The sequence below is a fragment of the Bacillus cereus group sp. TH152-1LC genome (genome assembly GCF_027710505.1).
Classification (GTDB): domain Bacteria; phylum Bacillota; class Bacilli; order Bacillales; family Bacillaceae_G; genus Bacillus_A; species Bacillus_A mobilis.
In genome coordinates, this window is sequence record NZ_JAQFNK010000018.1 from 75,496 (window position 1) to 90,920 (window position 15,425).

The window sequence follows — 15,425 nt, forward strand, 5'->3', positions numbered from 1 at the left end:
TTCTCATAGTCTCCTATTTTGGAGTAGGGGACAAATCTTTAACAAGATGCACAATTTCTTCTATAGTAAGGTTTATATCCTTGCTATTGCGAATAACAAACAAATAATCAGCCTCGTTTTCTATAGGATCTACTACATCTTCTTGTAGTGATTCAGACTGTTGTCGATCGAGTACTTCTTTGAAACTAGAATAACTGCCTCTAAAAATATTCGTACTTCGCGTGCTTCGAGCTACTCTTTCGTAAAGTACATCATCTGGAATATCAAAATGAACGAGTATGCGTACATAGTCTTCTTTTGGAAACAATTCATTTAGTAAATACATCCGGCCATTTCGGCTTCTATTTGAGTTGCAAATAATAAGGTGTAAATTTGTATGTTCTTTTGCATAATCAACAATGAATTTCGAAAGACCGTGTTTAAAGGTATTGGCGCCTTCAGCCGGCTGTAATTTTTCATAATGCGAGTTAATAAATTCTGCTTGGTTATCTTGATCCATAACGAAAGAGTGGGGTAACTCTTTTTCTAGTTCTTGAGCAAATGTAGTTTTTCCGCTGTGTGTTTTTCCTACTGTAATAATGACGAATCGTTTCATAGTGACCTCCATATGTATTATTATAATTTGGAACATTCTGTGTGAATCAACAATTTTCCTGCTAGAGAATATACAAATTGTTGGAGTAATAGCAGGCTGAAAATTTGACAAAAAAACTTATTTATGCTATAATTTACCAATATAAAAATAAAGTGTATAATAGGGTTCTCCTGGCCAGGGGAACCCTATTTTTGTTGTGAAAATGAAGGAGTGTATGTGCGTGAAAAAAGGTGAAGCAAGTGTAACGTCGCTAGTATCAGCTTTCGGGAGGGCGTATCATAGTGATTTTGATCGTCCTAAAATTTTTGATGATTATGTAGCTAAAGATTTTATTTCACAAAAAGAGCGTAATGATATTGAAACAAATATGGTTCAAGGAATACAGTTTTTTAATACAGACATTGCACATCAGTTTCAAGACAATCCACAAGAAATATTAAAATGGATTACACAAGTTCAATTATCACCAACACCTTTGGCACGCGCGGCATATTGTGAAAGAGTATTACTACATGAAATTATATTAGGCGCAAAACAATACGTCATACTCGGTGCAGGCCTAGACACATTTAGTTTTAGACACCGAGAATTAGAAAATAAAATAGAAATATTTGAAGTGGATCATCCTTCTACGCAATCGTTTAAAATACAAAGAGTGAAAGAAGCAGAGTATGAAATTCCAAGCAATCTTCATTTTGTTTCGATGGATTTTACTAAGGATTTCTCGAAGCAAACATTAGTAAATGAAGGATTTGAAAACAAAAAGACTTTCTTTAGCCTATTAGGTGTTACGTACTATTTAACGAAAGAGGAGCTTTCTAGTTTAATAGAATACTTATTCGAGATGGTTCCAGAGGGAAGTTCTATCGTATTCGATTATCCGGATGAAAACTTATTTACGGAAAAAGGACTGTCCAACCGAGTTGAAAATATGGTGAAAATGGCTACAGTAGGCGGAGAACCGATGAAATCGTGTTTTTCTTATACCGAAATGGAAGCACTATTAGAGAAGGCGGGCTTACTCATTTATGAGCACGTATCACCAGAGGATATTCATACATTATATTTTGAAGGACGAAACGATTATTTAAAAGCTTTTGAGACGGTGCATTATGTGCATGCGGTGAAGAAGTAGAGGATTAGTAGTGTGAATTTAAAATAAAGTCATGATGTTTCGAATGGAATTTCGATGTTTCTGAAAAATATGAACCGAGATATCTTAATAATGAAGAGGTCTTGTTTTTTTATACACACGGATCAGTTTATTTTAATAGTTAGATTAAAATAAACTGTGATATGATTAGTATTGGATTTATCCCGCTTTAATGGGCAGTAAGACCCCCACCTCAAAATTTAGCGAAAGCACAGAATTTAGGTGGGGGATCAACTGCCCATAAAAGCCCGATTGGTTCAACTAATAATCAGTGGGGGTTTTCAAATGACGCCAGAACAAATTGTTAGAAAATTTTTTGAAGAAGTACGTTCAGGGAAGAATCCTGACTATTCAAATCAGTTGATGGCAGAAAAAGTATTGGCACATCAAATTGTATCTGAAGAAGAACAAACAGTTTGCAGAACACCTGAAGATTATGCTGAACATGTAAGAGAGATGATTGAAGTATATGGTGATTTTTCTTTAGAAATACAAGAGTTTTTAGTACAAGGAAGTAAAGTATATGTACGTTGGAAACAAGTAGGTAGACACTTAGGAGAAATCGATGGATATCAACCTACAGGACTCCCAATCATTCAAATGGCAAGTGCTGTGTATAGAATAGAAGATGGAAAAATAGCAGAGTATTGGATTCAAATTGATAGGTCAGGAATTCAAAATCAATTTGAGTGCAATAAAAATATGCAGTAGTTAATTGTTAAGAGTAATAGAAAAATAAAAGCAAGAAACAACATCTTGTTAAGCGAAAAGCTTTTGTTGTATAAGGTGTACAAAACAATTAAACTTTTTTCGGGAGAATTATTTGAATTATCACAAAAAAATCGTATTATGATTGACCGTTTTTAAAAATAAGCTCTTATCTTTTGTTTATTAAAGCTACAATTGGGCATGGGGAGAAATCTCTGTGTCTCTTTTTTATGAAAAAAGGAGATGGGGTGTAGTGGTGGAAAATATTAAGTACATTGCTATTGGAAGGTGGGGGATTATGAAAAATTATATAGGGGTAGCCGCTGCCATCAGTATCTTTATCCTTTCAATTATCTTTTTATATTTCAACCCGTATAGTAAGCAATTACTGGATAAAGATTTATATATCACCGTATTTTTTATGTTCTTATTTCCTTCTTTTCTAGCAGTAATTGCGACAGTGGCAAGGAAAAAAGCTTTTATGGTCGTTTGTTGCATGTGGATGTTACCAGGAACTCTTTATTTGAGTGTCGCTGCAATACCCTCGTTATGGAATTTATATATTATATTTTTAATGATTTATTTTCTATGTATCGTTTGGATGAAAGAGAGAAGTGCTTGAAGAGTAGTTCTCTTTTTTATTAAGTTTTTGAAACAGCGCATTATGTATATACAGTAAAGAAGTAGAAGATTAGTAGGCATGGGGAGAAATCTTTATGTCTTTTTTTATGAGGATTTTTAATTTTAAAAATATATTGTAAGAAATAATTTACAATTTGTAAAAAAAAATTACAATTATCTAAAGAGGTGTTGCTATTGTTGCATAATAAAATTGTAGTTTGTCGAGCAGAAAAAGGTTGGACCCAAGAAGAACTGGCAACAAGAGTGGGAGTTAGTCGTCAAACTATCGCTACTCTTGAAAAGAATAAATATAACCCTTCTCTAATTCTTGCCTTTAAAATCGCAAATGTATTTGAAAAGCCGTTAACCGACGTATTTGATTATCTAGAGGAGTGATACATATGTTGTTGTTAAAAATTTTGTTATTTGGTTTAATAGTGATAAGTAAGATGTATGTAATAAAATTTCAATCAAGTGATGAAGCAAACGACGAAAGAGGAAGAGAAATTCTATATAAAACAAATAATGCTTTGTACAATATTCTATATTTAGGTATCCTTGCCATTATTGTTTTACAATTAATTGATATTATTCCTTTGAAATTTCTACCTGATTTGTTGTTATATTTTGCACTTTCATTAAGTGTGTTAGGCAGTATTTTTATATTTATCAACAGAAACAGTAAAAATTACTAATACGAGTTAAGTGTTTAATCTTGTTCTGTTAGTTGATTAAACAAAATGTTTTTTTAGTAGGCTACATAAAATAATCAATCTTTTTTATAAAAACTTAAGGAAGCCAGAAGAACCCCACACATTTTAATCAAAATGTGTGGGGTTCTTCTTTTTATAGAATAAATATTTGCAGCAATATTTTGTTCAAATTCTAATTAAAACTAAAATCCACTTTTTCTATTATAAATTTTTGTAGTTTGGAATATATCTATTTGATTAACCTAACTAGTATTTTAGGGGCCTTAACTGAAACAATAAATATAACTTCATATCAATCTTGTTAATGAATTTCATTGCCCTCGGATAAAGGACAATAGTAGAACTTTGATTTTTATTACAATTTTGTAAGGTTAAGTAATAAAAATCGATAGAATGGGATATTAGAATGGGATACTCTGATTGATGGGTAGAATATTCTGAAAAAGGGGTAGAGCAAATGAAGAATAGGCAAAAAGCATCGATAATATGCAAAAGTATTTTATGTTTAATGATTTGTATATTCATTACGAATGAAGCATGGTTTACAAATGTGGTGAGGGCAGAATCGGGCACGTTAACTGATAGAAGTATAGAGGATTTCAAAAAAAAGCTGGATGAACAGGTACCAAAATGGCAGGAGAATTATGAGGTACCAGGGGTTGCAATAGGGATTGTACATGAGGGGCGTATTGCTTATACACTTAATTACGGTTATGTAGACAAAAAGACAAAAAAAGCGGTGAGTGATGATACATTGTTTCAAGCTGGTTCCATATCTAAAAACCTTACAGCGTGGGGAATCCTACATCTTGTAGATGAAGGTCGTTTATCACTAGATGATCCCGTTGGAAAATATCTGACCAAATGGAAATTACCTAATTCAGAGTTTAATAATAATGAAGTCACAATAAGAAGATTGTTAAGCCATACAGCAGGGCTGTCTGCACATAAAGGATACCTCGGGGTTGCACCAGGGAAACATCTTGACTCTATTGAGGAGTCTCTATCTGGAAAAGGATGGCTTAATGAACCAGTGGAGGTTACCAATAAACCAGGTTCAGAAACAATTTACTCTGGTGGTGGATATACAATTTTACAACTTGTAATGGAAGAGGTTACCGGAATACCGTTTGATCGTTATATGGAAGAACAAATTATGAAACCTTTAGGAATGAAATCTAGTTCATTCTTACAACGTCCTGAAAACCATAACCTGTCGAAAGCTTATGGATATTTTGGAGAGGAGCTCCCTAGTTACCAATTTACCGAACAGGCTGCTGCAGGTCTTAAGACAAATGTTACCGATATGATGACATTGATACTTGCAAGCATGGATGCAAATAATAAAGGGAATGGTGTCATCAAAAGTGAACGTGTTACGGAAATGCAAAAGCCGGTATTAGGGGAGAATGGTTTAGGTATATTTGAAAAAAAACTATCTAATCAATGGAAATTAATTTATCACTCTGGTGACAATCGAGGGTGGCATTCTTTTTATGGTTTCATTCCTAATACAAAGGATGGATTGGTAATCCTTACAAATGGTGAAGGTGGTATAGACTTACGACAGGATATTTACCATGCATGGATTGAACATGAAACTGGAAAATTACCTGAAAGTTACTTCTCTCTAGCTGAGCAGAGAAAAATTAATTCCATTACATCAATTGTTATTGGAGCCATACTTAGTGTATATTTGCTGCTATTCGTAATTAGATTGTACAAAGGTAGAAGAACTTTCATTTTTAAGCAAGAGAAGAAACCTTACATAAGATTAGTAGTTAGGGTATTTTTACTTAGTATTACTGCTATCCTCGTTTTTTGTGCTGCCTACTTGTGGAGGGTTTTCAGCTTGAATTCCGGTAATACAATAAATTTTATTCTAATAATGGTATGGATTATAACATTATTAATTAGTGGATTTTTCCCGAAAATTAGAAGTAATAAAAAACAACGTATGAAAATAAAAGATTTAACATCAAAATTTACATGTATGTAATGTAAAAGGCTAGAAAGCTAGATTGGCGTGAATCGCTAATTGTGGTTTGCAAAAAACGACAAAATCTCTTAAAAAACACTTAACTTTTAACTCCATCTACCTTTACAATCCCTCCCTATAATGTGAATTGGACAAGCACCTAAGAGAAAGCAGAACATGTCAGTTTGTACATTCTATTATTAGGGGGAGAATTTGTATGAAAAAGACAGTTGCTTCGTTAGCAGTTATGGCGGCATTATTGCCGACGTTTTCAGCACATGCGGAAGGGAAAGAGCAAGTTCGAAAATCAGCTACAACTTTTAATGTTATTAGTGATATTCAAGGGGATTTAGGGGATTTTGATCACGTATTAAAAGATATGAACAAAGTGACACCACTTTCTAGAGCGCTTATTATGAATGGGGATATAACGTCAACGGGACAACAGTCACAATATGATGATGTGAAGCGTGTGTTAAACAAAAATAAGCATCCAGAGAATGTATGGTCAACTGTTGGGAATCATGAGTTTTATGCTGGTAAATGGACAGTTGATGGGAAGCTCTCTCAAAGTACATGGCCCAATGGTGTAACGGAAGAAACGCTATTCAACCGTTACTTACAATTTAGCGGGCAAGAAAAGGTGTATCATAAAAAAGAATTAGACGGTTATCCGCTTTTATTTTTAGGAACTGAAAAATATATGAAATACCACGATTCAAAAATGTGGGATGAAGTATTTATGAGTGATGAGCAATTAGGTTGGTTAAAACAAAATTTAGAAGAATATAGCCAAAAAGATAAAAATAAGCCGATCTTCATTTTCTCTCATCACGTTTTACCTGATACAGTATCTGGATCAAGACAATCACCGTACTTACAAGATTATTTAAACGTCGATAAGTTGTACGATATATTAAAAGACTATCCGCAAGTTGTTTTCTTCACGAGTCATACGCATTGGGATTTAAACTTGCCAGATTGGGCTGGTAAAAAGAAGATTGCAGGCGGAGATAAAAAAGGATTTACGGTTGTAAATACGGGCGGAATTGAAACAGGATGGATGTCAGCTGGACCAAATGGCGGAGAGAAGACTGCTCCTGATGGTTATTCATTTAAACAAGGGCTACAAGTGAAAGCATATGGTAACGATGTAATTGTAACAGCTTACGACTATAAACGTGATAAGGATATAAAGAAGCTACTAATTAGTGATGCGAAGGTCGCACAAATGGCACCAAATGTAACCGCTGACGATAGTAAAAATGTAATTGTCGGTGCAACGGAGTATATGGAGTACTCTGTAGAAGGAACGAACGAGTGGCTGACGTATAATCCAGGAAATTCACCAAAATTTGATGGGGACAAAATTGTATACGTACGCCATAAAGGCGAAATGAATTTAGAACCAGGATTAACGCAGCTACTTCGATTTTCGGTAAATAAGTGATTAGAGAGGGCCTACTTTTTAATGAGTGGGCTCTTTATATTTTTTTCACTTTTTGTCGAATCGTCGATATATTGAAAAAATCGTTGGTATAAATTTCATGTACCGTAATGAAGTTAAAATTATTAATACAATTCCATTCATCAAAACCAAATTCCAATACATTTTTCCTCCAGAAAGGTGACTTCATCATTTTTACATGCAATAATAGTATCGTTACATACATTGTGAAAGAAGTACAAAAGGAGCGTTATTAATGAATTTAGCTAAATTCCCGAGAAAAAAATATACAGAATCATATACACCAATTGAAAAATTAAACAATTTTTCTGAAGTACTTGGTGGGCCGACTATTTATTTTAAACGAGATGATTTACTTGGTTTAACAGCTGGTGGTAATAAGACGAGAAAGTTAGAGTTTCTAGTTGCGGATGCGCAGGCAAAAGGAGCAGATACGTTAATTACGGCTGGTGGTATTCAGTCAAACCATTGCCGTTTAACCCTTGCAGCTGCGGTAAAAGAAAAAATGAAATGTATTCTTGTATTAGAAGAAGGGCTTGAGCCAGAAGAGAAGCCAGACTTTAATGGAAACTATTTCTTATATCATTTACTAGGTGCTGAAAATGTAATTGTTGTACCAAACGGAGCAGATCTTATGGAAGAGATGCATAAAGTCGCGAAAGAAGTAAGTGAGAAAGGTAGTACACCATATGTAATACCAGTTGGTGGATCAAATCCTACTGGTGCAATGGGATACGTTGCTTGCGCGCAAGAAATTATGGCACAATCATTCGATCAAGGAATTGATTTCAGCTCGGTTGTTTGTGTAAGTGGTAGCGCTGGTATGCACGCTGGTTTAATTACTGGTTTTGCTGGAACACAAAGTAACATTCCTGTAATCGGAATCAACGTAAGTAGAGGAAAAGCGGAACAAGAAGAGAAAGTAGCGAAACTTGTAGAGGAAACTTCAGCTCACGTTGGTATTCCGAATTTTATCTCGCGCGAAGCTGTTACATGCTTTGATGAATATGTAGGACCAGGTTACGCGTTACCAACGCCAGAAATGGTGGAAGCAGTTCGATTACTTGCGAAAACAGAAGGTATTTTACTTGATCCAGTGTATACAGGTAAAGCAGTAGCGGGACTAATCGATTTAATTAAAAAAGGTGCATTTAATAAAGAAGACAACATTTTATTCGTACATTCAGGTGGTTCACCAGCTTTATATGCGAATACGTCTTTATTTGCGTAAGTGTGAAAAAGCATTGGGTATCCAATGCTTTTTGCTATATACTGGAATTATTAGGGGTTGAGAGGAGGCAGTATATGAGTTCAAGTTTAAAATGGATTATATACACGGTGCTCAGCATTTCTATTTTACTAATTTTATTTGTGGCTTATGGAGTTTATTTATCTTTCACTTAAGTGAAATGGTAACCAAACCAAAGGAAAAATAAAATAATCGCTGTGTTACATAGAGTAAAACATAAACCGATAATGGCTAAAACTTTTTTCTCAGTCCGGCTACAAAAAGAGATGACTGCTAATAGGATTGCTATAACAGCGGAAACTAATATGAAGTAGGCGAAAGGCACGACATATTCTACTCCAACTCGGTCTAAAATAGGTGTGAAGAGAAAGAGATTAATAGTAACCAATATACTTACAATGAGAAACGTATAACTTTTCCAAGTGTATGTTTGTAACTGCATGGAACGATACTCCTTTCTCTTTATTATTTCTATTTTTAAGTTTAAATTAATTACCTTTATTTTACAAATTAAAATATTTTGTATTGAAAAGAGGGTATTAATATGAAATTTAGAAATTGGCCTCTAGTTATTATTAGTATCTGTATATTCATAATAACCGGCTGTTCAAATGTACTAGAAAATGAAGATCAAAGAATCGAAGTGCAAAAACGTATTGGTGCTAATGAATATGAAGATCTTAAGGTAGTGACAGATAATAATGAAGTGTTGCAAGTAAAGAAAATATTACAGGATACTACTTTTGAAAATAAAAAAGTGGAAATGTCTCGTCCACCGGATTATCAATTTGTTTTTCAATTTAAAAATCCGAAAATAGAGGCGAAAGCTGTGTTGTATCAAATTTGGGTAAGTGCTAACAAGGAGAAATTGGAAATTAAGGCGGGGGATAATCGGTACGCTCTATTAGAAGGGAAACATGCAACCACGTTGTTTCAAATCGTTACAGGGGAGAAGTTAGCTGAATAAACGTATATAGAATTATAGGAATCCAGTTCGTATTTTGCATTTTGAGAGATACTTAGTTTTCAATAAAAATAGTTATCTTTTGATATTGGAATAAATATTGAGAATCGGATAAAATGGAAATTGGACATTGACTTGATGAGCATAGGTTTCTACGCTTATAAGCAGATTACTGCACCTTAACGTGTGCAGTAATCTGCCAATGAATAATAAAATTAGGAAATATATTGTTTTTACAAAGATTCGATGTTATGTTTATTTTTCTTAATATAATATTTCCCTTATATAGGAGTGGCTATTTGAAGAAGTTAATATTATTAGTTTTATTGGCTACATGCTGCCTCACCATTGCAGGATGTTCTAATAATAGGATTACAACAAAGGATGAGTCTAAAACTTCAACACCTGTAAAGATTAAACGTATCAATAAAGCGTGGTACAAACATATATAATAGTTTAAAGAATCTTGAAATTGTTGATGATAAAGATTATAAGGTGAAATTAGTTAGGCCGATAGTAAATGTTGTGAAACATGGTGGAAAGCAGGGAGCATGATTTGCATTTAAATGTATATAATATGCGACATTAAAATATTCACAAAGAAGAGTCTACATGTAGTCCTTTTTTTGTGGATATTTTTCATAAATAATAAACACCCTATGGTGCCTTTCTCTGATTTGAACTATCCGAAAAGTATTTTATCAAGTTAAGTAGTATCGTTCTTTAAAATTTGGCGAATACGAGGGGCACGTAATAGCTCGATTGTTGTGATCCTTTTTCACTTTATCTATCATCTTTATATATCTTACTATTAAAAAATCTGACTTTAATCGATTAAATGAGATAAAAACTGGTTAAAAACAATGAAATTTTAGGAAAAATAAGGTACACTATTCAATGGTTTTGGTTTAAAATCGATTGACGTTAATGTATACGGGGGAAAGATTGATGAACAATAATACAGTAAATGAATCTGTTGAAGAAGTTGAGAAAAAACGGGTAAGATCAAAAAAACGTTTTACAAATTGGAAACTTATCGCAGCGGGTGGCGGTGTAATTGCACTTCTCGTTGGGGGAATGAGTTATTACCAGGCAACTCACTTCAATTCAAATGTTACGATTAATGATACAAAAGTCGGTGGTTTGAGCGCTGATCAGGCAATGCAAGAATTAAAAACATCTGGACTAGCAAACAAAGTCTATATTGATCAACAACAAATTTTAGATGAACAAGATACAAAAACGGAGCTAACGGAAAAAGACTTACCACAAGTTAAGAAACTATTAAAAAGCCAGTGGACATTTTTCCCTTCTGCAAAGGAAAAAGATTATTCATTGTTACCGAAAGAAGCGGATCAGTATCGTAGTGAAACGATGAAAAAACTTGTAGAAGAAAAGATTGTTTCTATGAATGAAAAGTTAAAAGCGCCTCAAGATGCTATGGCGAAGCTCGAACAAGGAAAAGTTGTAATTTCGAAGAGCGTTGATGGAAAACAATATGACGTTACGAATCTACTAAAAGATTACGACAAGCAGAAGCATAAAAGCGAAATTCATTTAAAGTCTGCATACATACAACCTATTAAAGAAGACGATCCAATCATTAAAAAAGAAGAGAAGGCATTACAGAATCTTCTTCAGCAGTCTGTTGATTATAAAGTGCAGGATGAAGTGTATTCATTAAAAGCGAAAGATCTAATTCAAAATGCGTCTATGTCAAAGGATATGAAAGTGACAATCGATGCGAGCGACATTAAGAATAAGATTACTGAAATTAATAAGGCTAAATCTACATTATATAAAGACTTTGCTTTTAAAACACATTCTGGTTCGGTTATTTCAGTAAAGGGGCAAGGATACGGCTGGGCACTAGATGTGGAAAAAGAAACAAAACAACTTCAACAAGCCTTTGAGAAAGGCGAAAAATCGCTTTCTGCTTCTAATATTCACGGGAATGGTTGGGAGAAGGAAGGGGTCGGCTATAAAACAACATCGAATAATGGCATTGGAGACACATATGCAGAAGTGTCCATTGCAGATCAATAAATTTGGATTTATAAAGATGGAAAACTAGTTCTCACAACAAATGTAGTAACGGGTAAACATAGCACGGGTGAAGATACATCACCAGGTGTATGGTACGTTTTATATAAACGAACTCCATACACGCTGAGAGGTAGCGCAGTAGGGAAAGCTGATTATGCAGTGAAAGTAGATTACTGGGTTCCATTCACAAATAGCGGTCAAGGATTCCATGATGCCGGCTGGCGAAAAGACTGGGGAAATAATGCTTATGTAACAGGGGGATCAGGTGGGTGTGTAAACCTTCTGCCTAACGTTGCAAAAACTGTGTATGATAGTTTGAACACATATGATCCAGTTATTGTGTACTAGAAAATAGGTACGTATTAAGAAATAAATAAAGCAGGAAATCTTACTTGATGGTACATGAAAAAACACCTCTTGAATTCGCATACGAAGTATGTAAATTTAATGGAGGTGTTTTTTGTTTGAAAACAAGGGTTCATTGCCTATAAGAAACAAATTGGACAGAGATTGAGATGAAAAATAGATATTCAAACAGTCAATAAAATTGACACTGAATATCATTTTCATTTATGATGGAATCGTCGTATGTAATTGGATATGATTTTTATGAAAAAAGTTTACTAATATAATAGATTTTTATTAAGGTGTCCCATTTAAGAATTAAAAAGTAGGAAAGGGTAATATAAAAATGAACTGGAAAAAAGGCGGATTATGGATTATTATTTTTTTCATTGTAAAAGGTACGATTTCTACACTTTTAATCGTTACAGGTGCTAAATATTTTGATTTATCATTTATGCAGATTTTCGTACTCATACTGATTTTATTACTGATTTCTCTCATAAGTCGAAAATTGCTACATAGACATAAACAAAACAAAAAGCAAAAAGAGCTAAATATATAATGAAGCCCCAGAGACCTTTTGATTTCTGGGGTTTTATTTTGATATTTTTCCATATGCATATCAACTTAACAGAACAGGTTGTCCAACATGATAAAATCGATGCTGTTTAAAATGCGTCGATTACTGTTATATAAGGATTGAAGAATCTTTATTCTGAAGTTACAAACATTCATACATTATGCTCGTTTTTCAATTGGTAGTTTAAAGGTAAAAGTACTACCTTCTCCTAATTTACTTTCAACCGTAATTTCTCCTCCATGTAGTTCGACAATCCATTTTACCATCGACAATCCTAAACCTGTGTTTCCGGTGCTTGAAGATGTTCTTGCTGCGTCAACTCGATAGAAGCGGTCCCATATTTTCATAATATGTTGCTCGCTGATGCCTATGCCATTATCGGAGACTTTACCTATTATGTTGGTTTCATCACGGAACAGTTGCATATGCACAGTGCCGTTCGCTTTGCTATAAGCAATCGCATTCGTTAGTAAATTCATTAATAAACGCATCATCAATGTTTGATCTGCTTTTATAAACAGGTTTTCCTCTATATGAGTTGTTATATTAATCGATGCTTCTTGATCCATTAACGAAAGCTCTTCTACAACGATTTCTGTTAATTCACTCATATTGATGCATTCAAATTGAAAAGTATTATGGTTTCCTTGATCAGCTCTTGCTAACAATAAGAGTTGAGATAGTAGCGCGGACATTTTACGTGATTGCTTTAAAATGACTTCTAACGATTCTTCCATTTCTTTCGGGTTATTTCTCTGCGATAAAGCGTATTCGCATTGTGAAATAATAACAGATGTTGGTGTTCTCAATTCATGAGATGCATCAGATGTAAATTGTTTTTCACTTTCAAATGATGTTTCCAATCGCGCAAACATTTTGTCAAAGGTTTGTGCTAAATGATACATTTCGTCTTTCGGTGAACCCTGTAAATGAATTCTCTTCGAAAGGTCTTTACCATCACTAATTTTACTAGCTGAATCACTCATTTGTTGCACAGGTCGAAACGCTCTTTGTGTAATAAAATATCCTCCCACTGCCGCAATGAGAATAAGCAATGGAAATGAGATGAGTGTTAATACAATAAGCGTATTCATTGTTGATGATAATTGGTTCATGGTCATTATTCCACGAATCCAGACTTGCTCATCGCCGCCTGCATTATGGAGAAAATCATATACAATCCATTCTTTATTCCCGTCTTTAATGGTTTGTATTTCATCGGATTTAAGCGATATCTTTTTATTAAAGCTTGTTGGACTATTTCCTGCCAGCAGCTCACCTTGTTTATTATAAATGATGATATTTACTCCATCTTCAAAGGGTTCAAAATCATCGTCCATCTTTAATTGTCCATGCTTATATTCGATATCTTCCATGCTTTCTTTTACGGTGCTTTTCAATTGATCTTTCATATTAAAAAGCAAAATTTTATCTGAAGAAGTTAAAATAAAAGCTAACACGAGTGCCATAATAATTACAATTAGCCCCGTATACCACAGGGTTACTTTCATTTTTATTGATAGTCTTTTCATGACTCTACTCGCAATACGTAACCAGTTCCTCGTACTGTATGAATTAACTTCGTTTCAAATTGGCTATCAATTTTTTTGCGAAGATAGCGGACGTAAACATCAATAATATTCGAGCCACCTTCATAGTCGTAATTCCACACATGTTGCTCTATTTTATCTCGTGTCAACACAACTTCTTTATTACGAATCATATATTCTAAAATAGAAAATTCTTTACTGGAAAGAGTGATAACTTGGTCTCCTCTTGTTACTTTATGCATATTGCAATCAACAACTAGGTCAGCGATTTCAAACACATTTGATGTGTTTCCTGTATTTCTTCGCATTAACACTCGAATTCTTGCTAGCAGTTCGTCAAAAGCAAACGGCTTTACTAAATAATCGTCCGCACCTAAGTCGAGTCCTGTTACGCGATCATCAATTGTATCTTTAGCTGTAAGAAGCAAGACAGGAGTTATATTATTATCTGCGCGTAATTTTTGTAATACTTGCAAACCATTTATTCCGGGAATCATAATGTCAAGCACAATCAAATCGTAGGTAGCCATGTTTATATAATCCAAGGCATCTTCTCCATTCCCACATGCGTCGACACTATAATGTTCTGCATTTAATCGTTTTACTAATATATTTTGTAAGTCTTGTTCATCTTCGACAATAAGAACTCGCATTAACATTCTCCTTTTTTCCTTATTTATCCCGCTTTAATGGGCAGTAAGACCCCGACCTCAAAATTCAGCGAAAGCAAAAAAGTTAGGTGGGGGATCAACTGCCCATAAAAGTCCGATTGGTTCAACTAATAATCAGTAGGGGGTGAAGAAAACCCCCACTGATTAAAGTTTCACTTTATATGTATCACTATAATTCCAAAACATTAAAGAAAGATTAGAAACGATTTAATTATATCATTTTATTTTTTTGTACATTAATCTTCCTTTAATGTTTGTTCAGTAATATAAAGGCAAGGATAAGGTGCACATGTAAAGGGAGGAAAACAGAATGGGAAAATGGATGTTGATTGGAGCAATGTCTTGTTTATTCTTAACAGCTTGTTCTACTCAAGCTGATAACAATACAGAAGTACAACAACTGAAAGTGGAAAATGATACATTGAAAAAAGAAAGTGCTCAACTACAACAAGAACCAAGCAAAACACAAGCTGCTGCGAATGATACGAAGCAAATACAAGATTTCAAAAACGAAGTCACAGCTATCGTTGAAAAGGCAAATAACACGAAACCAGTTGGAGCAAAAGAAGAAAACTTAAATACGTACTTTGCAGCAAAAAAAGAAATTGATCAATTGGATGACAAGATAGATCTATCCGATAATCAGCTTGAAGCAGATTATCGCGCTGGAACGATAACGATTGAACAATATAAAGCGCAAGAAAGAGAACACGATATACTGGAAGATCAATTAGAGCAAGTAGAAAATGCGCTGGAAGCAAGATTTGGAATAGATGATTAATCA

At 34.0% G+C, this 15,425-nt stretch carries 15 protein-coding genes and 1 pseudogene; 12 read left to right on the top strand and 4 right to left on the bottom strand.

The genetic code is table 11. The features are described from left to right. Window positions 1-13: 13 nt before the first annotated feature. Window positions 14-595 (bottom strand): ATP-binding protein, encoded by a 582-nt coding sequence (locus tag PDL00_RS27060; RefSeq protein WP_242251142.1) that lies wholly within the window; start codon window positions 593-595, stop codon window positions 14-16. A 220-nt stretch (window positions 596-815) separates the two neighbouring features. Here PDL00_RS27060 and PDL00_RS27065 point away from each other — a divergent pair, with 220 nt between their 5' ends. From PDL00_RS27065 to PDL00_RS27100, 8 genes are all read left to right on the top strand, one after another. Further along, window positions 816-1,730 (top strand): class I SAM-dependent methyltransferase, encoded by a 915-nt coding sequence (locus PDL00_RS27065; protein WP_242251144.1) that lies wholly within the window; start codon window positions 816-818, stop codon window positions 1,728-1,730. A 303-nt stretch (window positions 1,731-2,033) separates the two neighbouring features. Then, window positions 2,034-2,459, top strand: a complete 426-nt coding sequence (locus PDL00_RS27070; protein WP_242251146.1) for an ester cyclase — start codon at window positions 2,034-2,036, stop codon at window positions 2,457-2,459. 295 nt (window positions 2,460-2,754) lie between these two features. Then, entirely contained in the window at window positions 2,755-3,078 is a 324-nt protein-coding gene (locus PDL00_RS27075) for a hypothetical protein (protein WP_270732437.1), read from the top strand. A gap of 194 nt (window positions 3,079-3,272) precedes the next feature. Further along, the gene (locus tag PDL00_RS27080) at window positions 3,273-3,473 is read left to right on the top strand and encodes a helix-turn-helix transcriptional regulator (protein ID WP_000903049.1); all 201 of its coding nucleotides are present in this window, start codon (window positions 3,273-3,275) and stop codon (window positions 3,471-3,473) included. Window positions 3,474-3,478: 5 nt separating this feature from the next. Then, on the top strand, window positions 3,479-3,772 hold the full coding sequence (locus PDL00_RS27085; RefSeq protein ID WP_033691900.1) for a hypothetical protein: 294 nt from the start codon (window positions 3,479-3,481) through the stop codon (window positions 3,770-3,772). A 475-nt stretch (window positions 3,773-4,247) separates the two neighbouring features. After that, the gene (locus tag PDL00_RS27090; protein WP_242251150.1) at window positions 4,248-5,789 is read left to right on the top strand and encodes a serine hydrolase domain-containing protein; all 1,542 of its coding nucleotides are present in this window, start codon (window positions 4,248-4,250) and stop codon (window positions 5,787-5,789) included. 196 nt (window positions 5,790-5,985) lie between these two features. Further along, window positions 5,986-7,218, top strand: a complete 1,233-nt coding sequence (locus PDL00_RS27095; RefSeq protein ID WP_270732441.1) for a DUF4073 domain-containing protein — start codon at window positions 5,986-5,988, stop codon at window positions 7,216-7,218. Window positions 7,219-7,471: 253 nt separating this feature from the next. Then, window positions 7,472-8,467 (top strand): D-cysteine desulfhydrase, encoded by a 996-nt coding sequence (locus PDL00_RS27100; RefSeq protein WP_270732444.1) that lies wholly within the window; start codon window positions 7,472-7,474, stop codon window positions 8,465-8,467. A gap of 169 nt (window positions 8,468-8,636) precedes the next feature. Here the strand turns inward: PDL00_RS27100 and PDL00_RS27105 are convergent, their stop codons facing one another. After that, complete coding sequence (locus PDL00_RS27105) at window positions 8,637-8,927, bottom strand: hypothetical protein (RefSeq protein ID WP_242251156.1); 291 nt, start codon at window positions 8,925-8,927, stop codon at window positions 8,637-8,639. A gap of 102 nt (window positions 8,928-9,029) precedes the next feature. Between PDL00_RS27105 and PDL00_RS27110 the strand changes: the two genes are divergently transcribed. From PDL00_RS27110 to PDL00_RS27120, 3 genes and pseudogenes are all read left to right on the top strand, one after another. Further along, window positions 9,030-9,452, top strand: coding sequence for a hypothetical protein (locus PDL00_RS27110; RefSeq protein ID WP_242251158.1), 423 nt, complete (start codon window positions 9,030-9,032; stop codon window positions 9,450-9,452). Window positions 9,453-10,397: 945 nt separating this feature from the next. After that, window positions 10,398-11,843 (top strand): annotated as a pseudogene (locus tag PDL00_RS27115) (L,D-transpeptidase family protein). A gap of 343 nt (window positions 11,844-12,186) precedes the next feature. After that, a complete protein-coding gene (locus tag PDL00_RS27120) occupies window positions 12,187-12,402 on the top strand; it encodes a hypothetical protein (protein WP_046954849.1) in 216 nt (71 codons plus the stop codon). A gap of 176 nt (window positions 12,403-12,578) precedes the next feature. On the opposite strand, the gene PDL00_RS27125 is transcribed toward PDL00_RS27120, so the two are convergent. Both PDL00_RS27125 and PDL00_RS27130 read right to left on the bottom strand, forming a co-directional pair. Then, window positions 12,579-13,952: a sensor histidine kinase gene (locus PDL00_RS27125; RefSeq protein WP_242251171.1), complete on the bottom strand. Its 1,374-nt coding sequence runs from the start codon at window positions 13,950-13,952 to the stop codon at window positions 12,579-12,581. Further along, complete coding sequence (locus PDL00_RS27130; RefSeq protein WP_242251179.1) at window positions 13,949-14,623, bottom strand: response regulator transcription factor; 675 nt, start codon at window positions 14,621-14,623, stop codon at window positions 13,949-13,951. The genes PDL00_RS27125 and PDL00_RS27130 overlap by 4 nt, the downstream gene beginning before the upstream one ends. A 328-nt stretch (window positions 14,624-14,951) precedes the next feature. Between PDL00_RS27130 and PDL00_RS27135 the strand changes: the two genes are divergently transcribed. Further along, window positions 14,952-15,422 carry a hypothetical protein gene (locus tag PDL00_RS27135; protein WP_270732450.1) on the top strand — a complete coding sequence of 157 codons (471 nt, stop codon included), beginning with the start codon at window positions 14,952-14,954 and terminating at the stop codon, window positions 15,420-15,422. Window positions 15,423-15,425: the final 3 nt, after the last annotated feature.

What these genes read in the sequence shown, in the direction of transcription:
- PDL00_RS27135 (WP_270732450.1), top strand. Translation starts at nt 14,952, where the DNA reads ATGGGAAAATGGATGTTGATTGGAGCAATGTCTTGTTTATTCTTAACA.
- PDL00_RS27060 (WP_242251142.1), bottom strand. Translation starts at nt 595, where the DNA reads ATGAAACGATTCGTCATTATTACAGTAGGAAAAACACACAGCGGAAAA.
- PDL00_RS27090 (WP_242251150.1), top strand. Translation starts at nt 4,248, where the DNA reads ATGAAGAATAGGCAAAAAGCATCGATAATATGCAAAAGTATTTTATGT.
- PDL00_RS27130 (WP_242251179.1), bottom strand. Translation starts at nt 14,623, where the DNA reads ATGCGAGTTCTTATTGTCGAAGATGAACAAGACTTACAAAATATATTA.
- PDL00_RS27075 (WP_270732437.1), top strand. Translation starts at nt 2,755, where the DNA reads ATGAAAAATTATATAGGGGTAGCCGCTGCCATCAGTATCTTTATCCTT.
- PDL00_RS27125 (WP_242251171.1), bottom strand. Translation starts at nt 13,952, where the DNA reads ATGAAAAGACTATCAATAAAAATGAAAGTAACCCTGTGGTATACGGGG.
- PDL00_RS27085 (WP_033691900.1), top strand. Translation starts at nt 3,479, where the DNA reads ATGTTGTTGTTAAAAATTTTGTTATTTGGTTTAATAGTGATAAGTAAG.
- PDL00_RS27095 (WP_270732441.1), top strand. Translation starts at nt 5,986, where the DNA reads ATGAAAAAGACAGTTGCTTCGTTAGCAGTTATGGCGGCATTATTGCCG.
- PDL00_RS27105 (WP_242251156.1), bottom strand. Translation starts at nt 8,927, where the DNA reads ATGCAGTTACAAACATACACTTGGAAAAGTTATACGTTTCTCATTGTA.
- PDL00_RS27070 (WP_242251146.1), top strand. Translation starts at nt 2,034, where the DNA reads ATGACGCCAGAACAAATTGTTAGAAAATTTTTTGAAGAAGTACGTTCA.
- PDL00_RS27100 (WP_270732444.1), top strand. Translation starts at nt 7,472, where the DNA reads ATGAATTTAGCTAAATTCCCGAGAAAAAAATATACAGAATCATATACA.
- PDL00_RS27120 (WP_046954849.1), top strand. Translation starts at nt 12,187, where the DNA reads ATGAACTGGAAAAAAGGCGGATTATGGATTATTATTTTTTTCATTGTA.
- PDL00_RS27110 (WP_242251158.1), top strand. Translation starts at nt 9,030, where the DNA reads ATGAAATTTAGAAATTGGCCTCTAGTTATTATTAGTATCTGTATATTC.